The sequence below is a fragment of the Microbacterium sp. zg.Y909 genome (assembly GCF_024626565.1).
On record NZ_JANJFJ010000075.1, the window covers coordinates 1 to 15459 of the forward strand.

The 15459-nt window shown below is 73.1% G+C and carries 16 protein-coding genes; 13 read left to right on the forward strand and 3 right to left on the reverse strand.

What is annotated here, in order from left to right; translation table 11 throughout:
• The 7 genes from NQ160_RS07835 to NQ160_RS07865 form a co-directional block, all read left to right on the forward strand.
• A partial coding sequence (locus tag NQ160_RS07835; RefSeq protein ID WP_257514661.1) for a TIGR04028 family ABC transporter substrate-binding protein occupies positions 1-1112 on the forward strand: 1112 nt, incomplete at its 5' end.
• On the forward strand, positions 1112-2059 hold the full coding sequence (locus tag NQ160_RS07840) for an ABC transporter permease (RefSeq protein WP_257514662.1): 948 nt from the start codon (positions 1112-1114) through the stop codon (positions 2057-2059). The genes NQ160_RS07835 and NQ160_RS07840, both read left to right, overlap by 1 nt.
• On the forward strand, positions 2056-2970 hold the full coding sequence (locus tag NQ160_RS07845) for an ABC transporter permease (RefSeq protein ID WP_257514663.1): 915 nt from the start codon (positions 2056-2058) through the stop codon (positions 2968-2970). The genes NQ160_RS07840 and NQ160_RS07845 overlap by 4 nt, the downstream gene beginning before the upstream one ends.
• The gene (locus tag NQ160_RS07850; protein ID WP_257514664.1) at positions 2970-4637 is read left to right on the forward strand and encodes a dipeptide ABC transporter ATP-binding protein; all 1668 of its coding nucleotides are present in this window, start codon (positions 2970-2972) and stop codon (positions 4635-4637) included. Before NQ160_RS07845 ends, NQ160_RS07850 begins: the two co-directional genes overlap by 1 nt.
• Positions 4634-5674 carry a putative FMN-dependent luciferase-like monooxygenase gene (locus tag NQ160_RS07855; protein ID WP_257514665.1) on the forward strand — a complete coding sequence of 347 codons (1041 nt, stop codon included), beginning with the start codon at positions 4634-4636 and terminating at the stop codon, positions 5672-5674. The genes NQ160_RS07850 and NQ160_RS07855 overlap by 4 nt, the downstream gene beginning before the upstream one ends.
• Complete coding sequence (locus tag NQ160_RS07860) at positions 5671-6273, forward strand: CMD domain protein (protein ID WP_257514666.1); 603 nt, start codon at positions 5671-5673, stop codon at positions 6271-6273. The genes NQ160_RS07855 and NQ160_RS07860 overlap by 4 nt, the downstream gene beginning before the upstream one ends.
• Entirely contained in the window at positions 6270-6863 is a 594-nt protein-coding gene (locus tag NQ160_RS07865) for an alkylhydroperoxidase domain protein (protein ID WP_257514667.1), read from the forward strand. Before NQ160_RS07860 ends, NQ160_RS07865 begins: the two co-directional genes overlap by 4 nt.
• A gap of 104 nt (positions 6864-6967) precedes the next feature.
• Here the strand turns inward: NQ160_RS07865 and NQ160_RS07870 are convergent, their stop codons facing one another.
• On the reverse strand, positions 6968-9217 hold the full coding sequence (locus NQ160_RS07870; RefSeq protein ID WP_257514668.1) for an LLM class flavin-dependent oxidoreductase: 2250 nt from the start codon (positions 9215-9217) through the stop codon (positions 6968-6970).
• Positions 9218-9367: 150 nt separating this feature from the next.
• On the opposite strand from NQ160_RS07870, the gene NQ160_RS07875 reads away from it, so the two are divergent.
• Genes NQ160_RS07875 through msuE form a run of 3 tightly spaced genes read left to right on the forward strand, consistent with a single transcriptional unit; the run spans position 9368 to position 11795 of the window.
• On the forward strand, positions 9368-10216 hold the full coding sequence (locus NQ160_RS07875) for a sulfurtransferase (RefSeq protein WP_257514669.1): 849 nt from the start codon (positions 9368-9370) through the stop codon (positions 10214-10216).
• Positions 10213-11208 (forward strand): ketopantoate reductase family protein, encoded by a 996-nt coding sequence (locus NQ160_RS07880; protein WP_257514670.1) that lies wholly within the window; start codon positions 10213-10215, stop codon positions 11206-11208. Before NQ160_RS07875 ends, NQ160_RS07880 begins: the two co-directional genes overlap by 4 nt.
• The gene (msuE, locus tag NQ160_RS07885; protein ID WP_257514671.1) at positions 11205-11795 is read left to right on the forward strand and encodes an FMN reductase; all 591 of its coding nucleotides are present in this window, start codon (positions 11205-11207) and stop codon (positions 11793-11795) included. The genes NQ160_RS07880 and msuE overlap by 4 nt, the downstream gene beginning before the upstream one ends.
• A gap of 28 nt (positions 11796-11823) precedes the next feature.
• On the opposite strand, the gene NQ160_RS07890 is transcribed toward msuE, so the two are convergent.
• Together NQ160_RS07890 and NQ160_RS07895 are read right to left on the reverse strand one after the other, a co-directional pair.
• Positions 11824-12366 carry a ribonuclease H family protein gene (locus tag NQ160_RS07890; protein WP_257514672.1) on the reverse strand — a complete coding sequence of 181 codons (543 nt, stop codon included), beginning with the start codon at positions 12364-12366 and terminating at the stop codon, positions 11824-11826.
• Positions 12367-12532: 166 nt separating this feature from the next.
• Positions 12533-13147 carry a J-domain-containing protein gene (locus NQ160_RS07895; RefSeq protein ID WP_257514673.1) on the reverse strand — a complete coding sequence of 205 codons (615 nt, stop codon included), beginning with the start codon at positions 13145-13147 and terminating at the stop codon, positions 12533-12535.
• Between the two features lie 108 nt (positions 13148-13255).
• On the opposite strand from NQ160_RS07895, the gene NQ160_RS07900 reads away from it, so the two are divergent.
• The 3 genes from NQ160_RS07900 to NQ160_RS07910 all read left to right on the forward strand — a co-directional run.
• Positions 13256-13870 carry a PadR family transcriptional regulator gene (locus tag NQ160_RS07900; protein ID WP_257514674.1) on the forward strand — a complete coding sequence of 205 codons (615 nt, stop codon included), beginning with the start codon at positions 13256-13258 and terminating at the stop codon, positions 13868-13870.
• The gene (locus NQ160_RS07905; RefSeq protein ID WP_257514675.1) at positions 13867-14598 is read left to right on the forward strand and encodes an ABC transporter ATP-binding protein; all 732 of its coding nucleotides are present in this window, start codon (positions 13867-13869) and stop codon (positions 14596-14598) included. Before NQ160_RS07900 ends, NQ160_RS07905 begins: the two co-directional genes overlap by 4 nt.
• Positions 14595-15459, forward strand: an 865-nt coding sequence (locus NQ160_RS07910) for an ABC transporter permease (RefSeq protein ID WP_257514676.1), incomplete at its 3' end; no start/stop codon positions are given. The genes NQ160_RS07905 and NQ160_RS07910, both read left to right, overlap by 4 nt.

Below are 15459 nucleotides of genomic sequence, written 5' to 3' on the forward strand. Positions count from 1 at the left end.
CCGGCCTGCTGTCGGCGGCCACCCTGGACTTCACGCTCGAGCAGTTCGCGCCCGGCAACTCCGCCGAGGTCATCGGGTCGGGCCCATTCACGATCACCGACGAGGAGATCGGCTCGGCCGTCACCCTCACCGCCCGCGACGACTACGACTGGGCGCCGCCGGACCGCGACCACCAGGGGCGTGCGCACCTGGACGCGGTGCAGATCCGGGTGACGCCCGAGGACAGCGTGCGGGTGGGCGCGCTCCTCTCGGGACAGGCCGACTACATCCGCTACGTCGAGGCGCAGGACGAGGCACAGGTGGATGCCGCAGGCTTCGCCGTCTACGCGCCGCAGACCGGCGGCGTGAACAACCACCTGAGCCTGCGCCCGGGAAGCGAGATCCTCTCCGACATCCGGGTGCGGCAGGCGCTCATCGCCGGCATCGATCGGCAGCAGGTGGTCGACACCATCTACACCGACCGCTACCCGCTGGCCACCTCGATCCTCAGCAGCAGCGCGCAGGGCTACGTCGACACCTCCGACGCGCTCGCCTACGACCCCGAGTGGGCCGAGACGCTCTTGGAAGAAGCGGGCTGGGTCGAGGGAGCACACGGCATCCGCGAGAAGGACGGCACGCAGCTCACCCTCGTCGTGAACGAATCGGCACCCCAGCCGCGGTCGTTCGAGGCGCTGACCCTCATCAGTCAGCAGCTGAAGACGATCGGCGTGGACCTGCAGATCCTGAAGGCCGATGCCGGGTCCGCAGCCGAGGCCGTGCGGGATGTCGAGCAGGTGCAGGTCTACCACTCGATGGTCGCCCGCGCCGACCTCGACGTCGTCAAGAGCCAGTTCTTCTCCCAGAACCGCAACGCCCTGCTCAACCTCGACTACGACGACGGCACGATCGCAGATGCGCAGCTGGAGGAGCTGCTGCAGGCCGTGGCATCCGAGGCCGACCCCGCCCAGCGCATCGCCGAGAGCCAGGAGGCTCAGCGCTACCTGGCCGACCAGGCCTACGTCGTGCCCCTGTTCGAGGAGCCCCAGGTGTACGGCGCGGCTCCGCGCGTGCACGGCGTCACCTTCGAGTCGGTCGCGCGGCCGAGCTTCTACGAGATCTGGCTCGCGGACTGATGCGCTACCTCGCCCGCCGTGCCGGCCAGGCGGCCATCGTGCTGCTGGCCGCGTTCACCGGGGCGTTCCTGCTTCTGCAGGCGCTCCCCGGCGACGCGCTCATGATCAAGTACGAAAACCCCGAGCTCGGCCTGTCGCCGCAGCAGATCGCCGAGGTGCGCGAGCGCTTCGGCGTCGACACCCCGCTGCCGGTGCAGTATGTGCACACCCTGCTCGGGTTCGCGGCGGGCGACTTCGGCTACTCGCTGCAGACCGGCACCCCGGTGCGGCAGCTGCTGGCCGAGGCGCTGCCGCACACCCTGGCCCTCGGCGGCATCGCTTTGGTCGTGGCCGTGCTGCTGGCGGCGGCGATCGCCTTCGGCTCGAGCCTGCCGCGCCTGCGGTGGCTGCGCGACCTGCTGCGGTCGGTGCCGCCGCTGGTCGTCTCCATCCCCACGTTCTGGCTCGGCATCATGCTCGTGCAGGTGGTGAGCTTCCAGCTCGGGTGGGTGTCGGTCATCGCGCCAGGGCCCATCGAGGGCCTCATCCTCCCCGTCATCACCCTCGCGCTGCCGCTGTCCGCCCCGCTGGCGCAGATTCTGGTGCGCAGCATCGACGACGTGGCGGCGCAGCCGTTCGTCGCCGTGGTGCGCGCCCGGGGAGCGTCGCCGGCATGGATCCTCGGGCGCAACGTCGCCAAGAACGCGATCCTGCCGACCCTCACGATGGCGGGCCTGCTGCTGGGCGACCTCATCGGTGGCGCTGTGCTGACCGAGACGGTCTTCGGCCGCCCCGGCATCGGCCGCATCACGGAGCAGGCGGTCGGCCAGCAGGACATCCCCGTGCTCTTGGCGGTGGTGGTGCTGGCGGCAGCGTCCTTCGTCGTGGTGAACCTCGTCGTCGACCTGCTGTACCCGGTGCTGGACCCGCGGCTGGCCGCGCGCGCCCGAGAAGGAGTCCCCGCATGAGCACGCAGACCCTCGCCGGAGTCGGCGATCTCGTCGACGACGCGGCATCCGTCCACGCCCGTCCCGACGACCCGGCCTCGACGTCGCGCGGCATCCGCCGACGCGCGCGGCTGCGGCGCATCCGCCCCGGCGTCGTGCTGGCCTGGGGCGTGCTGGCGATCGTCGTGGCCTGGGCCATCGCCCCAGGGCTGTTCACACCCCTCGATCCGATCGCGGGGGATGCCGCAGCGGCGCTGCAGGCGCCCAGTGCGCTGCATCCCTTCGGGACGGATGCCACCGGCCGCGACATGTTCGCCCGCGTCGTGCACGGCGCGGTGCAGTCCCTATCGGGAGCGCTCGTGGCCGTCGCCGTCGGGCTGGTCGGGGGGACCCTGCTCGGGGTCGTTGCCGGGTCGCTGGGCGGGTTCGTCGACGACGTGCTCATGCGGGTGGTCGACGTGCTGCTGGCGATCCCGGGACTGCTGCTGGCTCTCAGCTTCATCATCATCCTCGGCTTCGGCACGGTGCAGGCCGCCATCGCGGTGGGGATCGGGTCGATCGCGAGCTTCGCGCGGCTCAGTCGCTCCGAGGTGCTGCGGGTGCGCGGCACCGACTACGTCGAGGCCGCGTACGCCAGTGGCGGCGGGTTCTGGACGGTGCTGCGTCGGCACATCCTGCCCAACTCCCTCACCCCGGTGCTCGCCCTGGCGGCGCTGAACTTCGGGGCGGCGATCCTGGCGATCTCAGCGCTGGGGTTCCTCGGCTACGGGGCGCCGCCCCCCATTCCGGAGTGGGGATTGATGATCGCCGAGGGGCGCGACTACATCGCCACCGCCTGGTGGCTGACGACCCTCCCCGGCTTCGTCGTGGTGGTGGTCGTCCTCAGCGCCAACCGCCTGAGCGCGGCTGCGGCCGAGCGGGGGAGGCGCTGATGGCCCGCGATGTGCTGCAGGTGTCGGGACTCGACGTCGCCTACGACGTGGCCGGCACCGCGGTGACCGCGCTGCGGGGCGTGGACCTCGCGCTCGGCCAGGGCGAGGTGCTGGCCGTCGTCGGGGAGTCCGGCTCGGGCAAGACGACGCTGGCGCAGGCGGCCACGGGGCTGCTCGCCGCCAACGGACGCATCACGGCCGGTCGGGTGACCCTCGGCGAGCTCGACGTCACCGGGTGGACCGACCGGCAGTTCCGCGCCGTCCGCGGCACGCGCATCGGCTGGATCCCGCAGGACCCGCACAGTTCGCTCAACCCGGTCGCCCGCATCGGGGACAGTGTCGCCGAGGTGCTGCGCGTGCACCGCTGGAAGGACGAGGCGGCCCGCCGCCGCCGGGTGGTGGAACTGCTCGACCGCGTCGGCATTCCCGAGCCCGACCTGCGGGCGCGGCAGTACCCCCATGAACTGTCGGGCGGGATGAAGCAGCGAGCCCTCATCGCCGCGGCCATCGCCCTGCAACCGGCGCTGCTCATCGCCGACGAAGCCACCAGCGCCCTGGACGTGACGGTGCAGAAGACGATCCTCGACCTCATCGATGACCTCCGCCGCGAGCACGGCACCGCGGTGCTCATGGTCACCCACGACCTCGCCGTCGCGGCCGACCGGTCGCACCGTATCGCGGTGCTGCAGGGAGGCCGCCTGCAGGAGGCCGGGGACACCGCCCGCGTGCTGCAGGACCCGCAGAGCGCGTACACCCGTCGGTTGCTGGCCGACGCTCCGTCGTTCGACACAGCCGTTCGGTCGCCGCGGCAGCGGGTGGCACTGGCTGCGGGCGCGGCGGCCGAATCGCCGGCGATCACCGTCACGGGGCTGTCGCAGCACTTCCCGCGCGGGCGGCGGCGTGACCCGCTGCGGGCCGTCGACGACGTGTCGTTCACCGTGGCGCCGGGCACCACCCACGCGATCGTGGGGGAGTCAGGGTCGGGCAAGACCACCCTCGCCCGCATCGTCATGGGGTTCCAGCGGCCCACCGCCGGCAGCGCCGTCGTCGCCGGTCACGAGGTGGCACGGCTGCGCCGGGCGGATGCCGCGGCGTTCCGCCGCGACGTGCAGATGGTCTACCAGAACCCCTTCGCCTCACTCGACCCGCGGCAGAGCGTGGGCGCGATCGTCGCCGAACCGCTGGTGAACTACCGTCTGGGCGATCGGGGCGCGCGGCAGCGCCGCGTCGCCGAGATGCTCGAGCGCGTGGCACTGCCGGCCGACGTGGCCGCCCGACGCCCACGCGAACTGTCGGGTGGACAGCGGCAGCGCGTCGCGATCGCCCGCGCCCTCGTGCTGGAACCGCGGGTCGTCGTGCTCGACGAAGCGGTGTCGGCGCTGGATGTCACCGTGCAGGCGCAGATCCTGCGGCTGCTCGAGGAACTGCAGCAGGGCCTCGGCGTCACCTATCTGTTCATCTCGCACGACCTCGCCGTCGTCCGCCGCATCAGCGACACCGTCTCGGTGCTACGTGCCGGCCGGATCGTGGAGAGCGGCACCACCGAGCGGATCTTCACCGATCCGCAGACCGAAGACACCGCACGGCTGCTGGCCGCCATCCCCGGCGGTACCCGGCACCCCGCGCCGCCACCGGCGGCCGTGCCCACAGAAGGAGTACCCGCATGACCCAGCGACTGGCCCTGTTCACCCGACTGCTCGACGACGCGCCGCCCGCCGAGCGGTTCCGCCTCGCGCTGGAGCAGATCCAGCATGCGGAGCGGTTCGGCATCGGCCGCGCCTGGGTCGCACAGCACCACTTCCGCGCCGAGGAGGGCGGGCTGCCGTCGCCGTTCGTCTTCCTCGCCGCCGCGGCCGCGCGCACCTCCGGCATCCGCCTCGGAACCGGCGTGGTCACCCTCACCCTGGAGGACCCGGTGCGGGTGGCCGAGGACGCCGTGGTCGCCGACCTGCTCTCGGACGGCCGCGTGGACCTCGGACTCGGCAGCGGCGGAGCGCCCTCGTCGTTCGTGCCGTTCGGCATCGACCCGGCCGAGAAGACCCCGCAGTACGAGCGCAAGCTCGGCGTTCTCCACGCGGCGCTCGCCGGGGGCGACCTGGGCGGCGGTGCGCGACTGTACCCGTCTGCCGGCACGCTGCGCGACCGGCTCTGGCAGGCGACCTTCTCTGCCCCCGGCGGCACCCGGGCGGGCGTCGCCGGCGACGGTCTGCTGCTCTCGCGCACGCAGCCGCGCCCCGAGGCCCGCCCGGATGCGTCGCTGGCCGACCTGCAGCAGCCCATCGTCGATGCGTACCTCGAGGCTCTGCCGGCGGGGGCGACCCCGCGGATCACGGCGTCGCGCACCGTCTTCGTCGCCGACGACCGCGACGAGGCGCTGCGTCTGGCCGAGATCGGGCTCAGGCGGGCCGCGGTGGGCCTGCGCCGCGCGGGCCACGCCCTGCCCGACGACCTCCCCGGACTCATCCGCGCGACCGACACCCACGTGGGCAGGCCCGACGACGTCGCCGCGTCGCTCGCCGCCGACCCCGTGATCGCCCGTGCCGACGAGGTCGCCTTCCAAGTGCACTCCGTCGACGCGCCGCACGAGCTCGTCCTGCGCTCGATCGAGCTGTTCGCCACCGAGGTCGCGCCCGCGCTGGGCTGGACGACCCCGGCATCCGTCCCCGCCTCCGCCTCTGCCGCTCACGAATGGAGCACCGTATGACCGCCTTCCCGCCCGATGTCATCGACGAGCTCGCCGCCGTCGCGCCTGGCTCCGCGCTCGACGCGCTGCGCCGGCAGCGTCCCGTCACCCGGGACCAGGCCCAGGAGAGCTTCGCCGCGCTGTTCGTCCCGCGGGGCGACACCGAGGTGTCGCTCGCGGACCGCCTGCTGATCGCCGCGTTCGCCACCCGTCTCACGGGCGACGACGCCACCGCCGCGTTCTACCGGGCCCACGCGACCGAGACCGCCCCCGAGCGCGCCGCCGCCGTGATCGACGCCGCCGCACGAGCCGCCGCGCCCGGGCCCTTCGGCCGGTACCGCGAACCCGGCCTGCAGGCCGAGAGCACCGAGGGCCTGCGCTGGCAGGCGCCCGCCGAGCTGCGCGCGGCGGTCGGCGAACGGCTCGCCGCCGCCCTCGAGCACACCCACCTCCTGGTGGTGCGCCCGCGCGAGGCGGACGCCGCCGCGCTCGCCGCGCTGACGGATGCCGGGTGGTCGGTCGACGCCGTCGTCACCCTGTCGCAGCTGGTGGCGTTCCTGTCGTTCCAGCAGCGGGTCGTGATCGGCCTGCGCACCATCGCCGAGGAGGCCGCAGCATGACCATCGACACGCCCACCGTCACCGTCCCCGAACGGTTCACGCGCGACCACGTCGGCTGGACCCCGCACCTCGAGCCGAAGCCCATCGCCGACCTCGACGAGCGGGACCACGCCGGCCTCGTCGACCGGGGACGTGCGTCGAGCGACTACTTCCGCCTGCTGGTGCGCGACCCGGAGATCCTGGGCGCCCGCACCCGCGTCGACAAGGACATCTTCTACAACACCGACGGTGGGCTGCCCCGCGCCGAGCGGGAGCTCGCCGCCACGGCGGCATCCCGCCTCAACGGCTGCGTCTTCTGCGCGTCGGTGCACTCCCGGTTCGCCGCGCACCACTCCGGCAACCCCGACGACGTGCAGCGCCTGCTCGACGAGGGGGTCGATGCCGACCTCGGCGAGCGGTGGAACGCGATCGTCGCCGCGGCGGTCGCCCTGACCCGCACGCCCTCGGCGCTGACGGTGGACCACGTGCGGCGGCTGCGGGAGGCGGGCCTGGATGACCTCGCGATCGCCGACGTCGTGCACGGCGCCGCGTTCTTCAACTGGGCGAACCGGCTGATGCTGTCGCTCGGCGACCCCGTCGCCCCCGCCTGAGCCCCCGCGCTCGCGAGCTGCTCGAGTGTCGCGTTCGCACCGTCTCGCGCGGCGGCACCCGCCATTCGTGACACCCGAGCAGCCCCGGGGCGGACGCGGACGGGTCAGGCGACGGGGAAGTTGTCGCGGAAGAGGCCCTCCGGGTCGTAGCGGCGCTTGATGTCCCGTAGCCGCGCGAGGGTGGCGGGCGGGAACGCCTCGCCGATCAGCGCGGGGTCGGTGCGCGACTCGAAACTGAGGTACAGCCCGTCGAAGTGCGTCGCGACGGCGTCCCAGAGCTGATCGAAGACCGGACCGCGGCCGATCGCGGTGACCGAGAAGGCGGCGTCGCGGTGCGCATACGCGGTCGCATCGGCGGCCACGTCGGCCACCGCGCCGCCGACGGAGCGGATCTGGAACCACGGGCTCGACCCCGAGGCCACGAGGGCCGCGATGGCGTCGGCGGACTCATCGAGGTCGCGCAGCAGACCGGAGCGGAACCTGGGTTCGCCCTGCCCGTCGTGCGCGGTGTCGGCCGCATTGGCCATGACTGCGGCGTAGGCCGACAGCTGCACGGACTGCCCCACCAGCGGGGCAATCTGCGCGAAGGGCTGCAGCCGCTCGATGATCGTGTCCGGATCCGGGTTGTCCACCACGCCGTAAACCTGCGCGATGGGAGGCTGCCCGGCCCGGGCAGGGGCCAGGATCGCGAACAGCGTGACGTCGCGCGGCGCCGCCTGCATCGTCGCGCCGAACCCGCGGACGAAGCCGGCCGTGTCGGTCGCATCGAACGCGAGCTGCACCCAGCCGAGGTCGCCGACGGGGGATGCCTCGAACTCGAACGCGACGACGATGCCGACGTTGGCCCCGGCGCCACGCACGGCCCAGAACAGGTCGGGGTTCTCGTCCGCGCTGGCGCGCACCACCGTGCCGTCGGCGAGCAGCACGTCGGCTGCCACCATCCGGTCGATCGTCAGACCGTGCTCGCGGGCGAGGAAGCCGATGCCGCCCGCCGTGGCGAGTCCGCCGACGCCGACGCCGCCGTAGTCGCCGCTGGAGATGGCCCACCCGTGCGGTTCGAGCGCGCGGGCGACCTGCATCCACCGCGCACCCGGGCCGATCCGCACCCGGCGGGTCTCGGGGTCGAGCACTTCGATCTGCGACAGCGCCCCGAGGTCCACGACGATGCCGCCGTCGTTGGTGCTGCGGCCGCTGACGCCGTGCCCGCCGCTGCGGATGCCGAAGGGGAGGTGCCGATGCCGGCGGGCGAATGCGACGGCATCCGCCACCTCTCCGACGTCACGGGGCTGCAGCACGATGCCGGGCGAGCCGCCGCGCATATAGGTGGAGCGGACCGTGCGGTACGCGAAGTCGCCGGGTTCGATCGCCGTCTCACGCAGAGATGCCGGCAGGTCGTCGTAGGCGATGCCCTCCCGGCGCTGCGCGATCGCGCGGGCGCTGCGGCCCGGCGCGGCGCTGCCCGTGCGGGCACGTTCGGCGGCGACCGCCTCCCGCACGACGGGGATCGTCTCCGACGCGAACCGTTGCAGGAATGCGGGGTCGTCGCTGCTGACGATGAACGCCGACATGCCCTCCTGCAGGGCGAACTCGATGAGTTGGTCGGCGCTCTCGCGGCCGGAGATGTTCAGCAGCCGCCGCACCTCGCCCGGGTGACGCCCGGCGGCGGCGGCCGCGTCGTCGATGCGCGCGTTGCCGGCGGCGAGGTCGCCGGGCTGCATGTACGACAGCGACGGCAGCCAGCCGTCGGCCTTGCGGCCGGTGAGGCGCAGCATGCGGGGCTTGTAGGCGCCCAGCCAGATGGGCACCTCGTGGGCGGGCGCGGGGCCCCGCTTGGCGCCGTGCACGGGATAGTGCTCGCCGCCGTGCACCGCCCCGCGCTCGCCGACCGCCCAGAGCTCCCGGATGAGATCGATCGCCTCGCTGAGGGCTTCGACGGACTCGCCGGGCGTGAGCCGTGGCACCCCCATCGCCTCGATCGCGTCCCAGAACGCCCCCGCTCCCAGGCCCAGATTGAACCGGCCGCCGGAGAGCAGGTCGAGCGATGCCGCGGCGCGCGCCAGCACCGGCGCCGGCCGCAGCGGCAGGTTCGCCACGTTGGGGGAGATCTGGATGGTCGAGGTCGCGGCGGCGGCGTACGACATCAGGGTCCAGGTGTCGAGGAACCGCGGCTGGTAGGGGTGGTCCTGGAAGGTGGCCAGGTCGTAGCCGAGCTGCTCGCTCAGCTGGGTCAGCTGCACCACGTGCTGCGGGTTCGCCGCGGCAGGGGTGAGGAAAGTGCCGAAGAGCAGGTCATGTCCGTAGTCCACACCCCCGGCAACACCCTGGGGGCGGGAATGCTTCCCCGAGGCATCCACGCGGCATTCCCCCGACACAGGGCGTCACACGGCGAAAGCCATCGACACACTTGCCCGCGACACGTGACGCGCACGCGGGCCGTTGCTTAGCCTGGGCGCACCGCCACGTCCGCTGCGCCTCGCCGCGGGCGACCGACACCCGGGAGAACCATGTCCCTTCTCATCAGTCCCGATGACCTCGCCGAGCTGCTCGAGCGTGAGGAGCCGGTGCGGGTCCTCGACGTGCGTTGGCGCCTGGACCGCCCCGACGGGCGGGTGGAGTACCGCGCCGGGCACATCCCCACGGCGGTCTACGTCGATCTCGACCGCGAGCTCGCCGGGCGTGGGGAGCCGACGGATGGCCGCCACCCGCTGCCGCCGACCGCGCAGCTGGGCGAGGCGGCGCGGCGGTGGGGCATCGACGACGGCGACACGGTCGTGGTCTACGACGACCTCTCGTCCTTCGCCGCCGCACGCGCGTGGTGGCTCTTGACCGACGCCGGCATCGCGGACGTCCGCATCCTCGATGGTGCGCTCTCGGGCTGGACGGCTGCCGGGTATCCGCTCGAGGGGGGCAGCGTCGTGCCGGTCCCCGGCAGCGTGACGCTTCGCCGCGGCATCCTGCCCCGACTGACGATGGCCGCCGCGGCCGCGTTCCCCGAGCGCGGGGTGCTGTTGGACGTGCGTTCCGAGGAGCGCTATCGCGGAGACGCGGAGCCGATCGACCCGCGCGCCGGGCACATTCCGGGAGCGCTCAACGCGCCCACGACCGGCAACGTCGATGCCGAGGGCCGCTTTCTCGATCACGCGGCGCTGCGCGAGCGCTTCGCGGAGTTCGGGGTGACCGATGACGCGCCGGTCGGGGTGTACTGCGGCTCGGGGGTCACCGCCGCGCACACCGCGTTCGCGCTCACCCTCGCGGGGTACGAGGCGCACCTGTATCCGGGCTCGTGGAGCCAGTGGTCCAACCATCCCGACCGCCCGGTGGCGGTCGGGTCCCAGCCGGGCGGGCGTTCATGAGCCGCTACATCGTCGTCGGCGCGGGCGCAGTCGGGGGGCTGCTCGCCGCGCAATGGACGCTCGCCCAGGTTCCCGTCGTGCTGGTGGCACGGGAGTCCGCCCGCGCCGCGATCGCCCGCGACGGAGTGCGCGTTCGCCGGCCCCACGGTGATGAGACGGTGCCGGTCGAGGTCGTCGGCTCCGTCGCCGTGGCCCGGCCGACGGCCGCCGACACCCTGGTGCTGGCCGTGCGGGCGCAGCACGTGGAAGAGACCCTCGCCGCGATCGCTTGGACCCCGCTCGTCGACGGCCGCGGGGTCGTCGCGGACCTTCCGATCCTCACCCTGCAAAACGGCCTGGCCGCGGAGCGCACCGCCCTTCGCCGGTTCGACACGGTCGTCGGGGTCTCGATCGGTGCCCCGGTTGCCCTCGCCGAGCCCGGCGTGGTGGTCGCCGCGGCGCACCCGATCGTCGGTGCGGCGTGGCTGGGTGGTTTTCCCCGGCCGCTGCCCTCGCAGGAGGAGCGGCACCGGCTGGCGCTCGCGGCGGCGGGCTTCGCGGCATCCGTCGAGCCTGACATCGCGGCGGCCAAGCGCCGAAAGCTGGTCGCGAGCCTCGGCATCGTGGTGGACGTCTTCGACGCGACGATCGAGCAGGCCGAGCATGCCGCCGCCGCCCTCGCCGCCGAGGCCCGCGCGGTCTTCGCCGCCGCAGGGCTGGCGATCGCACCGTCGTGGGACGGCGCGCGGCTACAGGTCGGCGAGGTGCCGGGGCACGATCCCCGGCACGGCGCGGTCTGGCAGAGCTTCGCCCAGGGTGCCTCGAGCGAGGTGGACCACCTGAGCGGGGAGGTCGCGTTGCTGGCGCGGCTCGCCGGCGTTGCGGCGCCGCTGAATGTGGCGGTCGCCCGGGCGCTCGGAGGGCTCGCGCAGCGCAGCGGCGGTCCGGGCGAACTGCCGCTGCCGGTGGAGTTCGGCTTCGATCTCGTCGGCGCGGAGCGGTCGCGCCGGTGAGCGCGCCGGACTCCATGTCGCCGCTGCGGGTGGTGGGCGTGTCCGGTGCCCTGCAGGCGCCGAGCAAGACGACGGTGCTGCTTTCGGCGATCATGGATGCCGTGTCGGCCCGGGTGCCGACGAGCTCCCGCATCATCGAGGTCGCCGACCTCGGCGGATCCTTCGCCGGCGCCCTCACCCGGGAGCAGCTGGGCGCCCCGGCGCAGCAGGCCCTCCGCGACATCGAGACGGCCGACCTGCTGGTGGTGGCATCGCCTGTCTACCGGGCGTCGTTCACCGGACTCTTCAAGCACCTGTTCGACTTCGTCGAGCAGTACGCGCTGGTGGGCACCCCCGTGCTGCTCGCGGCCACCGGCGGCGGCGATCGGCACGCGCTCATCCTGGAACACCAGTTGCGGCCGCTGTTCGGCTTCTTCCAGGCGCTGACGCTGCCCGTCGGCGTCTACGCCAGCGCCGCCGACTTCGACGGGTACGCGCTGCGCTCGCCGCAGGTGCGCGCCCGCATCGGGCAGGCGGTCGAGACGGGTCTGCCGCTGGCGCGGAAGGCCGTCGACCAGGAGGTGTCGCTGTACGTATCGAACTGGTGAGGCGGATGCCGCGGCATCCGCTCGGGCGTCAGCGCTTCTTGGCCGGGGCGGCGGCGACGTCGAGCTTTTCCTTGCCGCCGAGTGAGGACCAGGCGCTCGCGATGCCCTTGGCCGCGTGCTCGGCCGCGCGCACGGCGCGCTCGTCGGCCCACTCGTTGAGCACGTGCCCGCGGTGACCGCGCACGTGCTCGAGCACGACGTCGGGAAGGCCGGCCGCGCGGCGGGCGTCGCGGGCGACGATCAGCTGCTCGAGCAGGTCGCGGTTCTTCGTGGGGGAGCCCGTGGAGGTCTTCCAGCCGCGGCGGCGGTGGCCGTCCATCCAGGACTGGTAGGTGTCGATCGCGTACTTCGAGTCGGCCTGGATGTGCAGATTCGCCACATCCGGGTGGTCGGTGATCGCCTTCAGCAGCCCCATCAGCTCGCCGACGTTGTTCGTGCCCTGCGGGATGGCCCCCGCGGCCCAATGCCCGTCGGCGGCGACCCACGCCCATCCTGTCGGTCCGGGGTTGCCTTTGCAGGCTCCGTCGGTGGCCACGATGTAGGGGGAGTCGGGAGAATCGGGGGAAGTCATCGCCCGCAAGGTTACCTTCCCCGGTGCTGGTCCCCGTGCCGGAGCGGGCGTCCGGGGCGCCGGGTGCGAGTGGCTTCGGTCGTCGCAAACGTGCCGTTGCGGCCCCGTGACCGGGCCTTTCGTGACGACCGAGGCGCGTGCGCGCCGGCGCGGGGTGCGCCGCGCGTCACGGGCGTGGGCGCCGCCACCAGCGCCGGCGCGGGCGCGCGGCGTCGCCGTCGGCAGGGGCGGACGCCGCGGCCTGCCGTGCCGCGCGGCGCTCGTGCCAGGCGGCCACCTCCTCCTCGACGTCGTGCAGCGGCGTGACGACCGGCGGGCCACCCTGCAGCTGGCGTCGCGCTTCGATCACGCGTCGGTTGAAGTCCGCGACGTAGTCGCGCACCTCCTGCTCCCGGAAGAACGCGTCGGCGCGCTCGCTGAACTCGGCGTGCTCGGTGCGGAGCATCAGGGACGGCGGCCCGAGACCGGTGAGCTTCTCGGTCTGGATCTTGCGGCGGATCCACCAGTCCGGGTCGTGCTGCGCGCCGAGCCCTTCGAGCGGCTTGCCCGCCCCGGGCAGGTCGTCGAACTCGCCCCGGCGGATAGCCTGCTGGATCGACGTCTCGACGAAGGCCGCGCGGTCGGTCGCCATCGAGCTGCCTGCGCTCGATCGCACATGGTCCGCCTCCAGCGGTGCGGCTTCCGGCTCTGCGGGGGCCTCGCCCTCCACCTCGGCATCCATCTCGCGCTGGAGCTTGTCGACGCGGTATCGCGCGGCATCCAGCCGGGGATCCTCGCTCATCTCCACCTCCCGCTCTCCCACGGTAACCCCGCCCCAGCCGATGGTGGCGATACCAAGTATGTATATACTCAGAAATCACATACGCGGTATGCATTGATCGGAGAAACGATGTCGGTACGACAGAGCCTGCTGGCGATCCTCGACCAGGGCCCCTGCTACGGCTACCAGCTGCGAGCCGAGTTCGACCGGCGCACCGGCTCGACCTGGCCGCTCAACGTGGGCCAGATCTACAACACCCTCGACCGCCTCGAGCGCGATGGCCTCGTCGAGAAGGGCGACATCGACGAGCAGGGTCACGTGTATTGGCAGATCACGGATGCCGGCCGGGCCGAGGTGCGCGCCTGGCTCGGCTCCCCGGTGGAACGAGGCCAGGGCACGCGGGACGAACTCGCGATCAAGCTCGCCGTCGCCGCGACCCTCCCGGGCGTGGACGTCGCGGAGGTGATCCAGACGCAGCGCCGCGCATCGCTCGCCCAGCTGCAGGAACTGCAGCGCGCGAAGTATGCCGGGGCCGACCCGAACGGGCCGGAGGAGCTGGCTTGGTCGCTGGTCGTCGACGCGATGATCTTCACCGCCGAGGCCGAGGTGCGCTGGCTCGATCACACCGAGCAGCGTCTCGCGATGCATCCGCGCCACGCGATGGCGCTGGAGCTGTCGACCGACAAGCCCAAGCGGGGCCGCCCCGCCAAGGCCGCCGCCACCACGGCAGAGTCAGCGCGATGACCGCCGCGACGACCGGCCCGGTTCTGCGCCTGGTCGGAGTCACGCAGCAGTACGGCGTGGGCGAGACCGCCGTCAGCGCCCTCGTGGGCGTCGACCTCGACGTCGCCCGCGGCGAACTGGTCGCCGTGATGGGGGCATCCGGCTCGGGCAAGTCGACCCTGCTCTCGATCGCCGGCGGCCTGCAGCAGCCCACGACCGGAGAGGTCATCGTCGAGGGCACGCACCTCTCAACGTCATCCGCCCGCGAACTCGCCCGGCTGCGGCGGCAGTCGCTCGGCTTCGTCTTCCAGGACTTCAACCTCATCCCCACCCTCACGGCCATGGAGAACGTCACGCTGCCGCTCGAACTCGACGGCTTCCGGGCCCGGGTGGCGCGCCGGGCCGGCAAGGATGCGCTCGCCGCCGTCGGTCTCGAGGACAAGCTCGACGCCTACCCCGACGACCTCTCCGGCGGCCAGCAGCAGCGGGTCGCCATCGCCCGCGCCGTGGTCGGCGGACGCCGGCTGATCCTCGCCGACGAACCCACCGGTGCCCTCGACTCGGTGACGGGCGAGGCGGTCATGAAGATGCTGCGCTCCCGAGTGGATGCCGGAGCCGCCGGCATCCTCGTGACGCACGAGCCGCGCCACGCCGCCTGGGCCGACCGCATCGTGTTCCTGCGCGACGGCCGCGTCGTCGACGAATCCCGCCGCGCCGGCGCCGACTCGCTGCTGAGCGACGCCCGATGACCGTCACCGCACCGGCCCCCGACCTCGCGGGGCCGTCGTCCGGCGAACCCTCCGCCCGCCCATCCGCCGTTCGCCGCTCGCCGGGGCCGCGCCTGCGCGCCGCCCTGCGCCTCGCGTCGCGGCAGGTGCGCCGCGCCTGGGCGTCGAGCCTGCTCGTGGTGACCCTCATCGCGCTGCCGATGGCGCTCGTTTCCGGCGGCATCGTCTTCGGCGTCAGCCACATCCCGACGACCGAAGAGACGCTCACCGCCGAGCTCGGCCAGGCTGATAGCTGGGTGGCGGTCGTGCACGGCCCCGACCCGTCGCTGCGGCAGTACCTCGACCGGCCCGCCTGGTGGGAGATCGACCGCGACGACATGACCGGCATCCCGGCGAACGCGGAGCAGCCGATGCCGGAGAGCGCCGCGCCGCTGCTGCCTCGCGGGCTCGACGCGATCGAGATCGGCGAGGGCGCCGTCACCGCCGAGACCGCGGGCGGTACCGGTGCGCTCGCCGCCGTCATCGGAGACGCGTGGGACCCCGTCCTCGATGGGCGCTTCGAGATCCACGAGGGCCACGCGCCCCGCGGTGCGCGCGAGGCGATGGTGTCCCCCGGCGCCCTCGAGCGCCTCGGCGCCGCCATCGGTGACGAACTGGTGCTCACCGAGCCGGCGGCATCCTTCACGATCACCGGCGTCATGACGCAGGCTGAAGACGCGGATGCCGCGGAGGTCGTCTTCCTCCCCGCCACCGCCGCGACGCGCGCGCTGCAGACCGACGTCATGGCCACGCGCTGGTTCCTTCCGGAGTGGAGTCCGACCGCCGATGATGTGGCAGACCTCAACCACGAGGGCCTCATCGTGCTGGACCGCCACCTGTACG